Consider the following 16,826-nt stretch of genomic DNA (forward strand, 5'->3'; position numbering starts at 1 on the left):
ACGTAAAAAGACGGAAGAAGAAGCGGCATCGTGACCGATGCGGTTAGAATTTAGACCCCGCGCAATCGGGTGGAGAAACCGGTCACGTTGTTAGCGAAATGACCGGTCACGATGAGCGAAATACGCACATTAGTCCGCATCCGTCGATCAGATGCAATTTTCAAATAATGAGACTCAAGCTCCCGGCGAGTCATCCCGTTACCATCGTCGCGTATAACAATAGGGCCATTGGTCAATGGCTCAGGTAGTTCGATAACCACCTCTTCTGCATCCGCATCCCATGCGTTATCAACCAACTCTTTAAGAGCTTTTTCTGTCGTCGAGTAATCTTGGCTGAGCAACGTTGCCAGTCGGGAGTCAACCTGAAAATTTGCTTGCTGCATCTCGCATTCCATCATGGAAGGTTGTCGGCCCCGAGCACATCAACGATTTGCACGAATGGCTGTTTCGGCTCATTCTACACGGGGATGGCCTAATAATGGCTCGCCGCGTAGGGAAAGAAGTCCCTGCAATGTCGCCCCCTCCCGAGCCCCTCCCCCCGCCCGATGCATATCAACGCTGAAAGCGATTGAATTACTACGCTGCCGGCCTTCATGCTTTGCGCTGTAAAGGCGTCTGCGTTGGTTTAGAACTGAATGACCCGTTGATTCAGAAACGAGGAAGGAACCTACCCGAGGCAGGAGCCGTATGCGGTAGTTCCGCATGTACGGATCTGTGCGGGGGGCGGCAGGTAACTGCCGTCCCTACCGCGACCAACAATGTGCACGGACGAGGCGTACTTCAGATGGCAAAAATCAGGCGGGATGCTACTCGGCTGCGTCGTAGTCAAAGGCACATGCGAATAGGGCCTCTGTAGCCGCATAGTTCCCATAGCGACCTTGGGGACGTCCGCTCTCAGAAATCAGGTGTAGATGTTTGCGGGCACGGGAACCTACGACGTAGAGCAGTTTGTTAGCGGAATCCAAGCTTGCTGCCTCAGTGAAATGAGGCACCATCCCCTCAAGAAGGCCGAACGCGATGACCACATCGTACTCGGCACCTTTTACACCGTGGATCGTCGAAACGGTGATACCTGTCCGCTCGCGAAATACCTTCCTGAAGAAAGAGATGTCGTTGATGTACGGGGCTCCGTCCTTTTGGAGCCTGTCGATCCGAGATTGTGAGCTGCGAAAGAACGCATCGCGATGCTCCACCAATGCGGGGAAACTATTCAAGGCTACACCGAGTCGTTCAAGCAGTGCGGTGAAGGCTTGGTCAAGGTAGGCAATCCCATCCATCTCGGAGATTGAAATTGCGTTGCATTCCCTCAACAGGAGCCGCTGCGTCAGACGCGATGTATCAACGCCAAGATCAACCAAGTCGCTGATCACATCTCTTGCCCATCGCATGCGGCGAACAAGCATCTTCGGCGATGACTCAGTCAGGATGATTTTCGAAACTTTGAACCAGAAATTGTCTATATCGTTGCTAAAGGGGACTAAACCAGGGCCGTCAAACTGTTGATCCGGAAGCATCCGTACTAATTGACGCGTCGTCGATGCCAATAAAATCCACCATGGGGCTAGCACGCAGATCTCCTCAGGTGGATACCCTGCAGCGAGGCTTGCCTGGATCAGTCGTACTAGCTCGTCATGCAAATCGGGGAGTGTTACGTGCTGGTTGTACGAAACCTTGCTCGGAAACGACGCATTCGATCCTGCGCTCTCGATTGATGTCGGATAAACGTTGAAATTCAAGAAATGGGAAATGATCCTCTTGCTCGAACGGTAATTTCGGGTAAGTGCCATTTCTCTTATCGGGATGCCAGCTTTAGCACGAAAATCAGCCACCGGAATTGCGTAGCCACCGAGCGAGCCGTAGATAGCTTGGTTCGGATCGCCGACGATGAAGGTCTTCGTTCGCCCTGCTCCGGCACGCAAAATAGCAGTAAGAAGACCATACTGAATTTGCTTCGTGTCCTGATACTCGTCTACCAGAACATATGAGAAGACCGAAGCGAGAATCGATGCAATTTGCTTTTGATCGCGCATTAGTATCTGCGCATACCAAAGGATCAGCTCGAAATCGATCTGACGCGCGTCCGTGAGTTCGCGAAAATACTCGCCAAGAATTTTATGGAGTGTCTCATGCTTCCAAACATCTTTGCAGCCTAGGTGATAGCCCGTTTCGCTGAAGTAGTAATCGCAATCCCAGTGGGTGATCTTTGCGTAGGGCGCGCATAGCCGATCAAGCATGAGTTCGCGGTCGTGCTTGTCTAAAACTCGATAGCCGCGGGAAAGTTCTGGAAGGTAGATGCCATATGGCTTAATGATCCACTCGAGGCAAAATGAGTGAATGGTCCCGATCCACAGCTTTGACGTGTCAACGCCGAGATCTTCTATGCGCTCCTGGATTTCATCTGCAGCGCGGTGCGTATAAGTAATCGCCACGACAATCCGCTTGTCCATGCTCCGCGAAAGCTCATAAGCGATCTTATAGGTCAAAGTCCGAGTTTTTCCGCTACCAGGACATGCGATGAGGAATACGCTCGAAGGTTCTTCCACTGCGGCTGACTGCTCCGCGTTCAATTCACGGGGATCCCAGGCAAACATTAGGCAATGCCCGCCATGAACGAATTAATGGCATCGCCTGGTAACGCAAGGGCGACCGCAGCTTTTAGGAACATCAGATCGATTTCGCCGCGTTGGAAGCGCTCAACCTGCCCCCCGAGGAGTGCTAGTCGTGGTTGCCCTGAGGGATCGGCATGGATTTGGCGGGCAACTCGATAGTGTAGGATTCTGGTGAGCAGCAGAGGGGATATGTGCCCATGTGCGAAGTGAATGGCCTGCAGGATGTAGGGAGGGATCGCTACCTGATGGTCCAGTTCTTCGGCGAGCATGATTGCAAACCAGCCTTTCCCTTCATGCTCAGCCATCAACAGTGCACGAAAACCTACCAGATGAGGCTGACCTGATCGAAGGGCCTCCACCGCTTCATTGATAGTGTGCGGCGCTTTATAGATCTTACTCACTGCTCGAACAAACGCTTCCTCGTTGCCCGCTGACACGAGGTCAACTTCAAAGGTGTGTGGTGCATAGTAGACCGAGATCCAAGGGTTTCCAGCGACAAAGGCATCGAGGCCAACCTTGCGTTCGGCGCCAGCTTTTTGGGAACCTATCGCCTTGCGCTTCTTGCTTGCCAGAAATTCAAGGTCAGTTGGCTGCGGCGTCACATCAAAGAAGGTGGTATCAAGGTCAGTGACTATCGCACAGCGCTTGCGGATTCGGAGGTCGTGAAAAAGGACCGCGACGTTTTTGAACCCCGTGCTGCGTATGTTGATGACGCTAATACCCAACTCATCAACGCTCAGCCCTAGCAGCTTCTTCACCAAGACTGGGATCAGTATCTCCTCCGCATCGCCTTCAACGAGCAGCACGCTTTTAGCGAACAGCAAATTGCTACGAACGGCATCCAGATATCTCTGGATGCTTCTCACCTCTGATGGCTCGAGCCCCGTAGCGGGTTGATAAGCCTCGCAATATGAGCCTTGCCGTCCCAGAATGTTGACGTTACTCACATTGCTCACTTCGGAGATGTGGGCCGAATGCGTCGTGTAGATGATCTGGGCATCGCTGTAGGAAATACGGTCGAACAGAGTTTTCTGGATGTGGGTGTGGATGTGCGCTTCGGGCTCCTCTATTAGCAGAAAATTGGCAATGGCAAGCTTCTCGCGCTGATACTTGAACTCAAGGAGTTTCAGCGTCAGGTAGATAAGGTTCGCTCCGCCCAAGCTCAGCTCATGGATACCACCCTCATACCCGTCATCGGTCTCGCCGACGAAGAGGCGCAGCGACTGAAATAATTTTTCTGCTTCGTCTGGTAGGTCAGATTTGATCGAAAGCGAAGCAGGCGAATAGGTTTCTCCGGCCGCATCCTTGATGGTTTCCCGAATGTGGTTACGAACCGACTGCACGTCTTCGAGGCCTTCGATAGAGGCATTCAGGTTCCTGACCATCTCGGTTATGGGAAGCATCGACACTGGATCGATCTCGCCGCTCTTGCTTTTAAGAAGCGTAAACAACGGGTTCGTTCGGTTGTTGTGAAACTCGGCCACGACATCCCGAAGGGCCTGGATGAAGGTCAGTGACACTTCTTTCGTAACCGAGAGAAATCCGGGGACTTTAGCCCCTATCTCAGGAAATTCAGTCTCGGCACTGAAAATACACGTATCGAAATCGCCCACGATCGATTGGTAGACGGAGGGGTCACTGAAATCGGCACCGCTTCTTCCTGTGAACACAGTTTCGTAGTCGTCAATCGTGATGGCATTACGTATTCTCGTAAGCTCTTCATCATCAAAAACATCGAGAGCAGCCAGCTTGAGCCGGATCTCCTTTTTCGGACGGAAGATGAGGTTATAGGTGGCCTTCGCCAGCGGTCCGCCTTCGAGCGCAGCCGTGCCATGAAGGAATAGCGCCTGCACGGCTTCGTCAGCGCTGATCTCTTCGAACTCAACACTGATGATGATCCAGTGGCCTCGCCATTCGCCGAGCGATCGGCAGAAGTCCGATTCCTCCAGTCGATAGGCGGCACGCACCATGGTGTCATCCAGTAGTAGACGGATTGCGCGTAGGATATTGGACTTACCTGCGCCATTCTCGCCGATGATGGTGTTGACGCCCCGCTGAAACTTCAGCGTTGTATTGCTGAAGTTTCGGTAGTTGACCAAAGTCATTTTGGAAATGTGCATAATTCTCCAGAGCGCCAACACTCATAAACAGCCTTGTTCGTTTGTGAGCGATGGTAGCGTGAGGGGGAATGATTTTCCCACAGAAACCGCTTGCAGGCGCCAGCAGTAGGCGCAGCGATTGCGCTGCTTCGCAATAGCTTTATCACATGATTGCAAGTGTTGGGGCGCAGGCCAAAACGTGCTCCAGCTGACGTCATCGTATTCGTCAGGGTTGACGGACATGAAGATTTCCACCGACTCGCCTAGCCCTTGCAAGTGTTTTTCTATTTCCTAAAGAAATTTGCTCGTCCCACAGGAGAAGCTTAATTAGGGCCTCCTGGATAACATTGGGCGGCCATAAAGCCAGGACGCTGACTACTGCAACTCGCATCTTTATATACGCACTGATGTCATCTGCCGAACACTCAACGCTCTGTTCAGTTCCATGGTCATTCTGGCTAGACACCATATAGGTTCTTTGATTCGGTGATGGAACTTGCGAAAAGAAAACTGATGATGCTCGAAAAGCCAGACAGGCCAGGCTAATCTTGAGTTCCTCCAGATTGCGGATCAAGAATGTCGAGTAGCATATTGTCGTGCGATGCGCGTGTTGCCCTGTAGAACATGCACCGAGCTAGAAGGATCCTTTTCATGCTTCGGGCGGAGGCAAGGTGCCTGGGCTCCACAGAGATTGTCGCGGTACTGCCACTCCTGATATCGGTCACCTTTAGGTGGTAGCGCCCAATCAAGCCGTCCTCACGCATGGTGTGGCCTAGGCATTTGAAAGTGAGAGAGGTTTCTGACAAGTTGGTCTCCGATAGCCTAGGCATGGCTAGGGTAGTAGCGGGTACACAGGGCCTTAGTTGATCGAAAAATCTTCAGGGTTACAGCTGTTGTCTACCTGACATTTATTGGCCGGTACCCAAGGACCCTTTGGCTCTACTGCGTCAAGGCGATGTATTGTCAGAACGCCGGCGTAATAACTGCCGGGTACTCCCGGGAAGCCAGCTTTCTCACCGTCTTTGAAGTGGCCTTCATAAATTGGAACGATCTGGCCGTTTTGTGGAGCAAGGCTTACCGAAACACGCCCCGAGGGACTGCAATGAATGATCATTACGGCGTTCGTGCGATGAGCGTTTGCTGACTCGTCAAATACGCGAACGATGTCATGTCCACCAGACTTGCGACAGCTTCTTCCTGGGATGGACGCTGAGACGCCTTCAGCGCTGGTTTCACTGCCCAGGGTCGAAGGCATGTAGAAGTCCAAACTTAGTCCGATCAACGCGTGTTCTGGAAGGGGCGAGAGTCGATCCTCAAAGCTGTTTCGTACGCTGATCAACGCGGGCTCGAGGTTTTTCTTGATTATGTCGGTAGTGGCTTCAAGGCAGGCGCCACCAACTGAGGCGATTACGGCTATGAGGCTTTTCGAAAGACTTTTCTTGAGCACGGGCATTGCTCGCATCCTTGCGTATGTGTGAAAAAGCTCGGTGGGTCAGCCTTAGTACATATCACTCGTGGACGGGGCAATTCGTCGAGTCAACAGTGAGCTTGTTGGTCGCTGAGTTGAACTGAAAGGTACGCCCCTCAACGTAAAGGCCGTTCTTGATAGCATCAATTTCTTCTGCCTGACGCGGCTTCAAGGTGAGGGTCGTAACCTCCCCTTGGTAACCAATCTCTAGGCGAATGTTGTCCAGAAGTAGATTGAGTTCGTCGGCAGTCATGGTTTCGCTCATCGTAATAATTCCTTATGAAAAGGCTGGCGTACTGGGCTCTTAGCTACCTATGAATGGGCATGTTACGGAAGTATTCGCCGATAGCGCTGACAGATCCGGGCTTCAGACCTACATCATCAGTCCAAAAAGATGCCTTCAATGGGATGTCCACATCAAATAGGCAGACGAATTGTTCCTCATCCAAGTCGTAGATGACCTGCTCAACAGATGGAGCAAGCTCCGAGCCAGTCATCGTTTCCCACAACGTGCAACTGGTTCCTTGCTCAAAACGAAGGCCTGGGAACGGTGCGAAGGGAAGGGTGAGTTGATGGCTGTAATAGCCGAACACATCACCTTTCTGGATGGCTCTGACGGCAAGCAAAACCTTGTGCATTGACTCTCCTGTTGAAGTGCATCGTCGAAAAAAACTACGGTACCGAGCTTAACTGAATTGAAGAAAAATAGTCGATTGGCTGGCAGCCTCATTCGGATGTATATCTTATTGATACTGCATGCTTGCAGCAGCCGCTGGTCATGGGGCGTGAAGCCGCCACTTCCCAATCAACTAGCTTGATGCTTGAGGCTGTATTTGACGTTTGAGATTTTGCTTTTCCCGCCAAACCCTCCGATCCAGCGATCTTTGATCGCGCCGGTTGGAGGGTTCAGCCGTTTTTTTCGAGCCACTTCGTTCCACAATCTCATTTTGAATTTCAATAAGCATCAAGCCTTCGTTACCCATCAGTAATCACTTTTCGAGTGCCGCCACATTGTAAGAACGGATCTTGCCGTGGTCATGGCTAGAGCAGTGGCGACACCGGCGACACCGGCGACAACCCACGTCGGACATGCCCTGCAGCGTGGCGACAAAAGTGGCGACAGTCGCCACTTTTTGCACGCTTTGGCCGTGACGCTTGACCGTCTTTTCGAGTGGGTATAAAAATTGGCGCATGGATCGCTGTCGTTGACAGCACCTGCCCAGGTAGCCAGAACCTTCAAGGCTACGCCACTTGCGTGATGGTTCTTCCCCAAGTGCGATTAGCGTCCGGCGGTTCGCACGGTCACTCCCCAAGAGTGATGGATGCCTACTCGACTGATCTGTCCACTGCGGCAGACGATGGACCTACCTCGCTGCGCTGCAGCAACCTCACCTCTCTGCACACCTCGCTGCGCCAGACTGCGCCCGTCTCTTTCTCCTGGAAAGAGACGGGCGCTCGTACCACTGCTGCAAGCCACGTCGTACAAGGCATTGCCGCAACTCTCCTCGTGACAATCGGCCTGACAAATCCGATTCGTCGCCATCCACAACGACACAGCCACTGGTGCCGCAACCTATGGAAAGGCTGCACCTGACTGACAGTCAGGCATGCGCCAGATGTCGATGTTGTTGCCTTCTCTCACCCAGGATCTCTAGGTGCCGAACTCGTCAGTCGGCACAGCCTCCACCCGCCCGCATCTTCGGATGCGTCTAAGGAGGCCAGATTCATGGGTTTATGCCCTCGCTCCCGGTCGTAAGGAGCCGTGCGTTCCGCGTCAGTGAACACCTCACAGGCCGCAGGGGCCTTGATCCCTGATAACACTCAACATCCGTGGCGGGACTACGTGAGGGCAACCAGCAATGAACGAGGAGAGGGCCCATGCAGCAGTTAGATCCGAAGCTTGAACAACCACGACGACCTCGACCGCTGATTGAGTCGAATCCCGTCGCCCAGGCTTATCCGGTGCAGGCACTGGGTGGAATTCTTGGGCCTGCGGTAGAGCGCATGGCCGAGGTCATCGGCGTGCCCCAAGCACTGGCCGCACAATCGATGTTGGCTGCCTCGGCTCTGGCCACTCAAGGTCATGCGGGCTTACAGCTCGACGGGCGCAGTTATCCGCTGTCGCTGTACCTGATCACGGTGGCCGCGTCAGGGGATCGTAAAACGGCGGCAGATCGATGTGCATTGCTGCCAGCACGGCAATGGGAGCGTGAGCAGTGGCAGCGCTATCGCGAACAACTTACCCGGTACCGTGCCGCACAGCGACAGGCGCAGCGTATCAAGCCTGCCGATCCTGAGTCCGCGAACGGAATGTCACTCGAAGCGGAGCCCTCAGCCCCTCGGCTGATCACCACGGACCCGACTATCGAGGCCCTAGTGAAGGGGCTTTGTCATGACCTGCCTAGCATGGGGCTGTTCTGTGATGAGGGTGGACAATTCCTCGGTAGCAGCACCATGAGTCGGGATAACCGCTTGAAAGCGGTAACAACCTTGTCGTCACTCTGGGATGGCAGTCCGATAGATCGCGCGCGCTCCATGGCAGGTGAAAGCCTGCGAGCCTATGACCGACGCGTGAGCCTGCACCTGATGTTGCAACCGTACTTGGCCATACAGTTACTAAGTGATCCGTTGCTCCAGGGGCAAGGCATCCTCGGACGCTGCCTGATGACCTGGCCCACCAGCCTGGCTGGACAACGTAGCTATCAGGCTGTCGACTTGTCGAAAGACGCCGTCCTAAAGCGATATCACCACCGCCTTTCGGCCCTGTTTCATAAGCCTTGGTCACTTTCCGCTGACGGTGCTCTGCAGCTGTCACCGCTGACCCTCAGTCCGTTGGCCCGCCGTCGCTGGATTGATTTGCATGATGCTATCGAAGCTCAGCTGGGGGAGTTTGGCGAGCTGGCCAGCGTACGGCCCAGCGGATCAAAGGCCGCCGATAACCTGCTGCGCGTCGCCGGCATTCTTGCAGTTGTGGAGGAGAGCAGCGCCGTGGAGGTCGACCATATCCAGCGTGCCTCCGCTTTAGTCGGCTACTACCTCACCGAGATCCAGCGCCTGACTGAGCAGGAGCCAGTGTGTCGAGTAAAAGAGGAGGCAGACCGGCTGCTGCGATGGCTACAGGTCAAAGATTGGAAGCGTTTCAGTATTCGTGAATTGAATCGCAACGGTCCCCGCTTTGCCCGCAAGAGCAGTCGTCATGCCGCCAAGCTGCTGGTCGAGTTGATTGATCATCAGTGGCTCATCACCGACGGCCACACCTTCGAGGTGCGCCATGTTCAATCTTGATGAAGCGCTGCGCAACCATCTGGCTCAGCGCGAAAAGGAGCCGAAAGCGCAATTTGTCGCCGCTACTGTCGCCACTTTGTCGCCACGCTCAAAGCCAAGCAGGGCAAGGGATGTCGCCGCTGTCGCCGGTGTCGCCACCACCCGTAAAACTATCACCTCGACGACAGCCATCATTCAGTTGTTGAAAGAGCAGGGCGTGCATCTCTACGTCACTGACAACACGCTGTGTTTTCGCCCGACTGATTGGGCTCAGTTCGCGATTGTAAGTGCGCACTGGCGAGCCCTTTTGCATGATCTCGCGGCAGTCGATCAGGAACAGAAAAATGGCTCGGGTCGGTAAGCGAGCGGGGCGCAATTTCGGCTTCGGTCGCCAGCTTAGCTATGCTGGACCGCAAGCACTGAAAGACCTGTTTGGCGACGGCCATTTTGCTACCGTCAAAGCCCATAGTGATCGCTGGCAGGCGTTCGTGCATTGGTGTCGATCCGATGAAGGGCCGAGGGTCAACGACGCGCGCCAGATAGACCGCGAGATCCTCATGCGGTACGCCGTCCACGTGCGGGAGCAGGTTGATCAGGGCAACGTCGGCATTGCCACCGCGCAGAACCGACTGTCCAGCGTGAACCGAACGATGGCCGCGCTGCGCGGTGATCAGTACGTCAAAATCCCGAGTCCGAGTAAGGCGCTTGGCTTGCAGCGCTCAAGCGTGCGTAGTGAGGCTCCGCAAGGCCAAGACCGTGCGCAGGTCGAGTTGATCGCGCGGACTCTGTCAGATCGTCAGCAATCGAGGGTGAGTGCCATTGTGCTCCTCGCCCGTGAGACTGGTATGCGCCTGCGCGAAGCGATCCTGGCCGATCTGCCCCGACTGCAACGTGAGGGTCGGCAACTGGGCAAGATCAACATCCAGGATGGCACCAAAGGCGGTCGATCAGGCGCATCGGCACCGCGCTGGATTACGGTAACGGATCAAGTTCGCGATGCCCTGGATTGGGCCAGCGCGAACTCACCCAATGGCAGCCGGAATTTGTTGGCGCCCGACGAAAGCTACAAAGACTTTATGCAGGTAGTTGTGCGACCGGCACGGGACATTCTGCATGAGCATGGATTGAAAGGTTTTCATGAGCTGCGGGCGGCTTACGCCTGTGAGCGCTATGAGCAACTGACCGGCTTCTCCGCGCCCATCAATGGCGGTCGTTGTCATCGAGAGGATCGAGCACTCGATCAGTGTGCACGCCAGCAGATCAGCCACGAGTTGGGGCATAACCGCATCGACGTTGTGAGTGCCTACATCGGAGGTCATCGATGAAGTCCGAGTTCGATATGGAGTTGTTTTTGAGCCCTCTGCTTAAAGGTGCGCATGCCACGCGGCAGCGGCACATCAGGCAAGCAGAAAGGATGCACGAGGCGATTCGTGAGCGTTGGGGTTGCGCGACGCCCTGGTCCTGGAGAGAAAAGCACGTGAGATGGTTTCTGAAGCACTACCTGCGATGCTCAGCTCCAGCTACCGTCTACTATTACGAGTTAACAACAGCGCTAATTCGTAGGCGGTGTGAAAGTATTAAAGCTGACAGTCAGCTCAATTTGGATAAATGCTCACCAAGCTGTGGCATCCCGCAACCTAAATGGTCGACTTCAAGCTAAGCCTATCAGGACGCTCTGCGGACTCTCTTCACTGGGCAAGAAGCTAAGAGGCCGTAGTTTTATACGGCTCTGATATTTCCTGTTCAAGCCCGTCAAGATAATCGGCGTACCACTGCATCATTGTCGTACGTTGCTCCAGGTACTGAGCCTTGTTATAGATCCCTCGGACACCTGACGGCTTGTGACTGAGCTGGGCTTCAATGTGGTCCGCTGGAAAACCGTGCTCGTTGAGTACGGTGCTTGCAATATGACGGAAGCCATGTCCGGTCTGTCGTCCTTCGTAACCAAGGCGCCTTAGCGCCATCAGAAAAACGGTATCGCTGCGAGGCTTGGTTCGATCACTTCGACCAGGGAACAGCAATGGGTACGCTCCCGTGATTTTCCTTAGTTCAGTAAGAGCGCTTAGTGCCTGCTTGCAGAGTGGTACAAGGTGTTCACGCCCTTTTTTACGGCCTTTGCGTTCAACGGGGATGGTCCAAAGCCGTTTGTCAAAGTCGAACTCAGCCCAGTATGCCTCTCGAAGCTCGCTGGGGCGGACAGCCATGAGAGTAAGCAGTTGGAGGCCAAGCTGGATATCCCTGGCGTGTGGGTATGATCGTATTGCTCTGAGCAGTGCGGGAAGTTCTTCCAGGGAGACATGGGCGTAGTTCTCGGCCTTTCCCGATGACAGAAATTTATGAACCCCCTCTAAGGGGTTGTTCATCGCCCTGCCGGTTACGCGAGCCAGGTCGTAGATGTCTTTGCAGTAAGCCCTCACGCGACTCATCTGCTCGAGGATTCCCTGACGTTCGAGCCCTCTCAAAAGCTCCATCCATTCCATCGACATGATGGAGACATAAGGACGTTTTCCGACAAGAGGGAACACGTGGCGTTCCAAGGCTCCAAGGACTCTTTTTGCTGTGCCGACATCCCAGCCAGCCAAGCGAGACGTATGCCATTCACGAGCCAAGACTTCAAAGGTTTCGTTTGTTGCTGCTATCTCCGCAGCTTTTCTAGCTTTCTTGGAGGCTATCGGATTTTTGCCTTCTGCTGCATCCGATCTCAATTCAGCAGCTTTTTGCCGAGCAAGGGCGCCGCTGACTTCTGGGTAACCGCCAAGCCCGAGCCACGACCATTTGCCGTCGGGCTTCTTATAGCGCAACTCCCACGACTTCTGCCCGTTAGGCTTTACTCTGAAATACAGCCCCGAGCTGTCTAGCTCACGGTAGGCCCCCGCTTCGGGAGCGAGATTGACTAGTGCGGTATCGGAGAGAGGACGGCGTTTAATATCGCTGCGTTTCACTCGTGTATGCCTCCAGTTCAATTTTTATTGAAGCATACATGGAGGCATACAAGATGTGAAGGATGTAGGTGGACCAGCTTGGACGTCCAGATACAAGAAAGCCCGCACGAGGCGGGCTTCTTGAGGTAATTTATAGACATCCTTGGATCTCTATAAATCGGTACTTGGTGGCTACACAGGGACTTGAACCCCGGACCCCAGCATTATGAATGCTATGCTCTAACCAACTGAGCTATGTAGCCAAGTGGCGCGCATTATTCGCTTGGAACGGCAATGCGTCAAGCGTTTTTGTAGAATTTTTTTCTACGCTTTCAACTGTTTAAGCCAAAGCGCTGGTTTTGGCGACGGGCGGTGACGAATGCGTTGTGGATGAGGGGAGTGGAAGCGCTTGGCGTCTTCGAAGGTTTACTCGCAGGCCATGTCCGACAATGTTGGGCAGATATCCCTGTCGCCCAACACGTGACTGGCTAACTCAACTTACCGATGCAGTGGGGGGTGGGTGACGCGCTTGAGCTGTTCGCGGGCCCGTGACAAGCGCGAGCGCACGGTGCCGATAGGAATGTCCAGTACATCGGCGGTGTCCTGGTAACTGCCGTCGGTTTCCAGCGAGGCGTACAGTGTTCTGCGCATCTCGGTCGGCAAGTGGTCAATCGCACTCAGGGTATTTTCCAAGCGCCGGTTGACTTCGAACTCCCAGTCCAGGCTGTGGTTTTCTTCATGGCCATGCCACAGCGACTCGTCGAATTCGCAATGTGCAGGCTTGGCATACAGGCGCCGGAAGTGATTGCGGATCAGGTTCTGCGCGATGCCGCACATCCAGGTACTGAGTGTCGCGGTACCACTGAAACGTTCGCGATTGCGCCAGGCCTCCAGGTAAGTCAATTGCAAAAGATCATCCGCGTCTTCCGGGTTCAGGACCCGTTTGTGAATGAAACGGCGAAGTTTTTTCTGTTGATCGTCTGTCAGATGGAGCATGAATTGAGGCGAACTGCCACCAAGGTGAACGAGGGCTTCAATAGGGATATTCATGATTTTTCCTTAAGGTAGACGCAGTCGAAATAGTTTCGGCGGTTACCTCTTTTGCACTGCCTGTGCCAAAGGAGAATCATTGTGTAACCATATGATTTATATAAATAAATACGTTATGGTCGTGGTGGTTTTGTGCAGTAATTTGCAAAAGGCACCAGGGACCTGTGCGGGTTTTTTCATCTTGTTGGATGAGTGAGTTTCAGTGGAACCATCTGGGCGGGCCTGACCACATATGGACACTCTCTTCCTGTACTGGCCTGCCCATGAAAGTCGAATCTACCAACGAAGTGCCAATGACCCCGCGGGTGGAACTCCCCACCGCTAGCCCGGCCGCCAAACCTGAGCCAGGCCAAGGTGTCGATGATCTTTCTCTGCACTTCAGTCAGGAGGTGGAATCCAGCAGTCGTACGTTGGATAAGCGTGTAATTGACGTGCGTGTGCCTCCTGTCCAGGTGCTCGCGCAGCTCTATGAGCAGTTGGGGCATCCGGCCCAGGAAAGCTTTGCCGCGGTAGTACGTCGAATCAGGCAGAAATTACTCACGCAACCCAGCATCGATACATTGCTGGAGCTCACTGGCGGTGATCCGGCGCGCACCTTCGTGGTACTCAAGGCGGTGTGCGGGCAGGCCGAGGCCGACGTGCGCAACTCCGAAGCCGACCTGGCGCGGGATGCAATTGCCAAGCTGGAGATCCGCTTCAAAGGGGAGATCCAGGCGGGCCTGAATATTGCCATGGCCTTGCATAAGAAGAGTGGCGATCCAGAAGAGCTCCAGGCGCTGCGCGCGCTCTATTACGCCAGTGTGGTGACACGGCAATCCCTGGCGACCATGATGCACGCGCTGCTCGGCATCTACAGTGACGACCGTTTTGCACATGGGTTGAAAATGATGTCCAGCGCCCTGACGGCCGACATTGCCGCCCATGTGTCCTCCGTCCCTACGGCAATGTTGCGCACCTTGCTGACAGGACTGGGCAAATGTGGCGCATTGAGCGGGGTGTTATGCAGCTGTCGTGAGCTGATTCAGAACCTTGCAATCGAAATGCATGCGGTAAGCCTGCTGCGACGCATGCTGGGTTATGCAGACACCGGCATCGTGACAAATGAAGTCATGCGCCTGGCTGAAGATATGGGGGCCAGCACATCAAAACTCGTGTCTCTCAATGCGCTTTATAAGCTGTTTCAAAAGTTGCCCGAGGCCTTGTGGCCGGATAGCAAATCACGCCAAGAGGCGCTGCACAATTTTCTGCTGGTGATGGACGAGCTTGCTCGCCTCGAACGCATACGCCCTGGTTTTCCTAATTCGACTATCCTGGCGTGAGCGTGCTGTCCACCCTCAACGGTGTACTGCTCAAGGTGGCGCAGCGTGCCGAGGTCTTGGGCGCGGTGGTGATCATGGCCATTGTGTTCATTTTCATCGTGCCGCTGCCTACCTGGCTGGTGGACATTCTGATTGCGCTGAATATCTGTATTGCCTGCCTGCTGATCATGCTGGCGCTTTACTTGCCCGGGCCTTTGGCGTTCTCTTCCTTCCCGTCGATTTTGTTGCTGACCACCATGTTCCGCCTGGCGTTGTCGATCGCAACGACGCGCTTGATCCTGCTCGAACAGGACGCCGGCGATATCGTTGAGGCCTTCGGTAATTTCGTAGTGGGCGGCAACCTGGCTGTTGGGATGGTGATCTTTCTGATCCTGACTCTGGTCAACTTTCTGGTGATCACCAAGGGCTCTGAGCGGGTTGCCGAAGTGGCGGCGCGCTTCAGCCTGGACGCAATGCCGGGCAAGCAGATGTCCATCGACAGTGACTTGCGTGCCGGCTTGATTGACGGCGTGCAAGCGCGGGACAAGCGTGAGCAGTTGTCCCGCGAGAGTCAGCTGTTCGGGGCCATGGATGGTGCCATGAAATTCGTCAAGGGGGATGCCATCGCGGGGTTGATCATCGTTGTGGTCAACCTGTTGGGCGGCTTCTCCACAGGTATGTTCCAGCACGGCTTGAGCGCCGCCGATTCAATGGCGCTGTATTCGGTGCTGACGATTGGCGATGGTCTGATTGCGCAGATACCGGCGCTGTTGATCTCTCTCACCGCCGGCATGATCATTACCCGCGTGGCGCCGGAAGGGCGCAAGGGCATCACGAACATGGGCGCCGAGATCGCACGCCAGATGACCAGTGAGCCCAAGAGCTGGATGATCGCCTCGGTGGCCATGCTGGTGTTTGCGATCGTGCCTGGTATGCCGACCCTGGTGTTTATTCTGCTGGCGATGATGACCGGCGCCTTGGGTTATTACCTCGACCGTCGGCGCCGACGTGAAGCGCAGCCAGAAGCCGAAGCCGTCGAAGCCGTGCGGCCTGAAGAAAATGGCAAAGAGGATCTGCGCGGGTTTGATCCGTCCCGGCCCTATCTGCTGCAATTTCCCTCGGCTTTGCGCGGTACGCCTGAGGTGACCGATCTTATTCACGGAATCCGTCAGGTTCGAAACTCCCTGGTTGCCAATATTGGCCTGACGTTGCCGCCGTTTGAAGTCGAGATCGATGACTCGCTGGACGATGATGAAATGCGCTTCTGCGTCCATGAGGTACCCATGGTCAAGGCGTCGGTGGTCCAGCACGTTGCCGTGGAGCGCAGCGCCCTGACGGTTGAGCCTGAGCATGGCGTACCGGGATTGGCCGAGCGCAATGAACAGGATTGGCTCTGGCTGCCACCCGACGACCCACTGCTCAATGACACGCAGTTGGAGCGCTTCACGGCGACGAGCCTGATCGTCGACCGCATGAAGAAGGCGATGATGCTCAGCGGGCCGCAGTTCCTGGGGATTCAAGAGAGCAAGTCGATCCTCAGTTGGCTTGAGAACAACCAACCCGAGCTGGTGCAGGAACTGCAACGCATCATGCCGATCTCGCGCTTTTCGGCGGTGCTGCAACGCCTGGCCAGCGAAGGGGTTCCGCTGCGCGCCGTGAGGTTGATTGTCGAATCGCTGATCGAATACGGCCAGCACGAACGCGAGCCGGAAGCACTGGCTGACTATGCGCGCATTGCCCTCAAGTCGCAGATCTACCACCAGTACAGCGAGGCCGATGGGCTGCATGCCTGGCTGTTGTCACCGCATACCGAAAACATCCTGCGCGAGGCGCTGCGCCAGACCCAGACCGGGGTGTTCTTTGCACTCGACGGCGATAATAGCGCTGCGCTGGTCAACCTGCTCAACCAGGCCTTCAGCGCACGGGCAAAAATAAAAAGTGTGTTGTTGGTGGCGCAGGATTTGCGCAGCCCCTTGCGCACCTTGTTGCTTGAGGAGTTCAACCATGTGCCGGTGTTGTCTTTCGCCGAGCTGGGGAGCACTTCCAAGGTCAAGGTGCTGGGGCGTTTTGACCTTGGCCAGGATGAGTTGATGCACGGGACATTGGCATGAACACAG

Annotated in this window: 13 protein-coding genes, 1 tRNA gene and 1 pseudogene; 6 read left to right on the top strand and 9 right to left on the bottom strand. The window is 54.9% G+C overall.

All coding sequences use genetic code 11. The features are described from left to right. Positions 1–50 precede the first annotated feature (50 nt). The 6 genes from GIW79_RS01255 to GIW79_RS01280 form a co-directional block, all read right to left on the bottom strand. Positions 51–383, bottom strand: a complete 333-nt coding sequence (locus tag GIW79_RS01255) for an ATP-binding protein (protein WP_056785433.1) — start codon at positions 381–383, stop codon at positions 51–53. Between the two features lie 423 nt (positions 384–806). Then, positions 807–2,591 carry a UvrD-helicase domain-containing protein gene (locus GIW79_RS01260; RefSeq protein WP_032902225.1) on the bottom strand — a complete coding sequence of 595 codons (1,785 nt, stop codon included), beginning with the start codon at positions 2,589–2,591 and terminating at the stop codon, positions 807–809. Beyond that, positions 2,591–4,729, bottom strand: a complete 2,139-nt coding sequence (locus GIW79_RS01265) for an ATP-dependent nuclease (protein ID WP_032902226.1) — start codon at positions 4,727–4,729, stop codon at positions 2,591–2,593. Before GIW79_RS01265 ends, GIW79_RS01260 begins: the two co-directional genes overlap by 1 nt. A gap of 838 nt (positions 4,730–5,567) precedes the next feature. Continuing rightward, the gene (locus GIW79_RS01270; protein WP_198717101.1) at positions 5,568–6,161 is read right to left on the bottom strand and encodes a hypothetical protein; all 594 of its coding nucleotides are present in this window, start codon (positions 6,159–6,161) and stop codon (positions 5,568–5,570) included. A 55-nt stretch (positions 6,162–6,216) separates the two neighbouring features. Continuing rightward, on the bottom strand, positions 6,217–6,441 hold the full coding sequence (locus GIW79_RS01275) for a hypothetical protein (protein ID WP_032902227.1): 225 nt from the start codon (positions 6,439–6,441) through the stop codon (positions 6,217–6,219). A gap of 43 nt (positions 6,442–6,484) precedes the next feature. Next, a complete protein-coding gene (locus tag GIW79_RS01280) occupies positions 6,485–6,814 on the bottom strand; it encodes a hypothetical protein (RefSeq protein WP_056785431.1) in 330 nt (109 codons plus the stop codon). 1,240 nt (positions 6,815–8,054) lie between these two features. On the opposite strand from GIW79_RS01280, the gene GIW79_RS01285 reads away from it, so the two are divergent. From GIW79_RS01285 to GIW79_RS01300, 4 genes and pseudogenes are all read left to right on the top strand, one after another. Beyond that, on the top strand, positions 8,055–9,461 hold the full coding sequence (locus GIW79_RS01285) for a YfjI family protein (RefSeq protein ID WP_032902229.1): 1,407 nt from the start codon (positions 8,055–8,057) through the stop codon (positions 9,459–9,461). Continuing rightward, a complete protein-coding gene (locus GIW79_RS01290; protein ID WP_033896927.1) occupies positions 9,448–9,801 on the top strand; it encodes a hypothetical protein in 354 nt (117 codons plus the stop codon). The genes GIW79_RS01285 and GIW79_RS01290 overlap by 14 nt, the downstream gene beginning before the upstream one ends. Then, complete coding sequence (locus GIW79_RS01295) at positions 9,785–10,765, top strand: integrase domain-containing protein (RefSeq protein ID WP_033896929.1); 981 nt, start codon at positions 9,785–9,787, stop codon at positions 10,763–10,765. Before GIW79_RS01290 ends, GIW79_RS01295 begins: the two co-directional genes overlap by 17 nt. Beyond that, positions 10,762–11,007, top strand: a pseudogene (locus GIW79_RS01300) (hypothetical protein); the annotation flags it as partial. The gene GIW79_RS01295 and the pseudogene GIW79_RS01300, both read left to right, overlap by 4 nt. A gap of 136 nt (positions 11,008–11,143) precedes the next feature. On the opposite strand, the gene GIW79_RS01305 reads toward GIW79_RS01300, so the two are convergent. The 3 genes from GIW79_RS01305 to GIW79_RS01315 form a co-directional block, all read right to left on the bottom strand. After that, the gene (locus GIW79_RS01305) at positions 11,144–12,382 is read right to left on the bottom strand and encodes a tyrosine-type recombinase/integrase (RefSeq protein ID WP_032903968.1); all 1,239 of its coding nucleotides are present in this window, start codon (positions 12,380–12,382) and stop codon (positions 11,144–11,146) included. Positions 12,383–12,547: 165 nt separating this feature from the next. After that, a tRNA-Met gene (locus GIW79_RS01310) sits at positions 12,548–12,624 on the bottom strand. A 235-nt stretch (positions 12,625–12,859) separates the two neighbouring features. Beyond that, positions 12,860–13,411, bottom strand: coding sequence for an RNA polymerase sigma factor (locus GIW79_RS01315; protein WP_054897146.1), 552 nt, complete (start codon positions 13,409–13,411; stop codon positions 12,860–12,862). A gap of 263 nt (positions 13,412–13,674) precedes the next feature. On the opposite strand from GIW79_RS01315, the gene GIW79_RS01320 reads away from it, so the two are divergent. After that, a complete protein-coding gene (locus tag GIW79_RS01320; protein ID WP_054921795.1) occupies positions 13,675–14,730 on the top strand; it encodes a TyeA family type III secretion system gatekeeper subunit in 1,056 nt (351 codons plus the stop codon). Beyond that, entirely contained in the window at positions 14,727–16,820 is a 2,094-nt protein-coding gene (gene sctV, locus GIW79_RS01325) for a type III secretion system export apparatus subunit SctV (protein WP_072446975.1), read from the top strand. The genes GIW79_RS01320 and sctV overlap by 4 nt, the downstream gene beginning before the upstream one ends. The last annotated feature ends 6 nt before the right edge of the window (positions 16,821–16,826 follow it).

The sequence above is a fragment of the Pseudomonas sp. PA-7-1E genome, from assembly GCF_021605325.1.
GTDB lineage: Bacteria > Pseudomonadota > Gammaproteobacteria > Pseudomonadales > Pseudomonadaceae > Aquipseudomonas > Aquipseudomonas fluorescens_BV.

Bases quoted from the DNA above. Each gene is read 5' to 3' on its own strand.
- GIW79_RS01255 (WP_056785433.1), bottom strand. From the start codon at position 383: ATGCAGCAAGCAAATTTTCAGGTTGACTCCCGACTGGCAACGTTGCTC.
- GIW79_RS01260 (WP_032902225.1), bottom strand. From the start codon at position 2,591: ATGTTTGCCTGGGATCCCCGTGAATTGAACGCGGAGCAGTCAGCCGCA.
- GIW79_RS01265 (WP_032902226.1), bottom strand. From the start codon at position 4,729: ATGCACATTTCCAAAATGACTTTGGTCAACTACCGAAACTTCAGCAAT.
- GIW79_RS01270 (WP_198717101.1), bottom strand. From the start codon at position 6,161: ATGCCCGTGCTCAAGAAAAGTCTTTCGAAAAGCCTCATAGCCGTAATC.
- GIW79_RS01275 (WP_032902227.1), bottom strand. From the start codon at position 6,441: ATGAGCGAAACCATGACTGCCGACGAACTCAATCTACTTCTGGACAAC.
- GIW79_RS01280 (WP_056785431.1), bottom strand. From the start codon at position 6,814: ATGCACAAGGTTTTGCTTGCCGTCAGAGCCATCCAGAAAGGTGATGTG.
- GIW79_RS01285 (WP_032902229.1), top strand. From the start codon at position 8,055: ATGCAGCAGTTAGATCCGAAGCTTGAACAACCACGACGACCTCGACCG.
- GIW79_RS01290 (WP_033896927.1), top strand. From the start codon at position 9,448: ATGTTCAATCTTGATGAAGCGCTGCGCAACCATCTGGCTCAGCGCGAA.
- GIW79_RS01295 (WP_033896929.1), top strand. From the start codon at position 9,785: ATGGCTCGGGTCGGTAAGCGAGCGGGGCGCAATTTCGGCTTCGGTCGC.
- GIW79_RS01315 (WP_054897146.1), bottom strand. From the start codon at position 13,411: ATGAATATCCCTATTGAAGCCCTCGTTCACCTTGGTGGCAGTTCGCCT.
- GIW79_RS01320 (WP_054921795.1), top strand. From the start codon at position 13,675: ATGAAAGTCGAATCTACCAACGAAGTGCCAATGACCCCGCGGGTGGAA.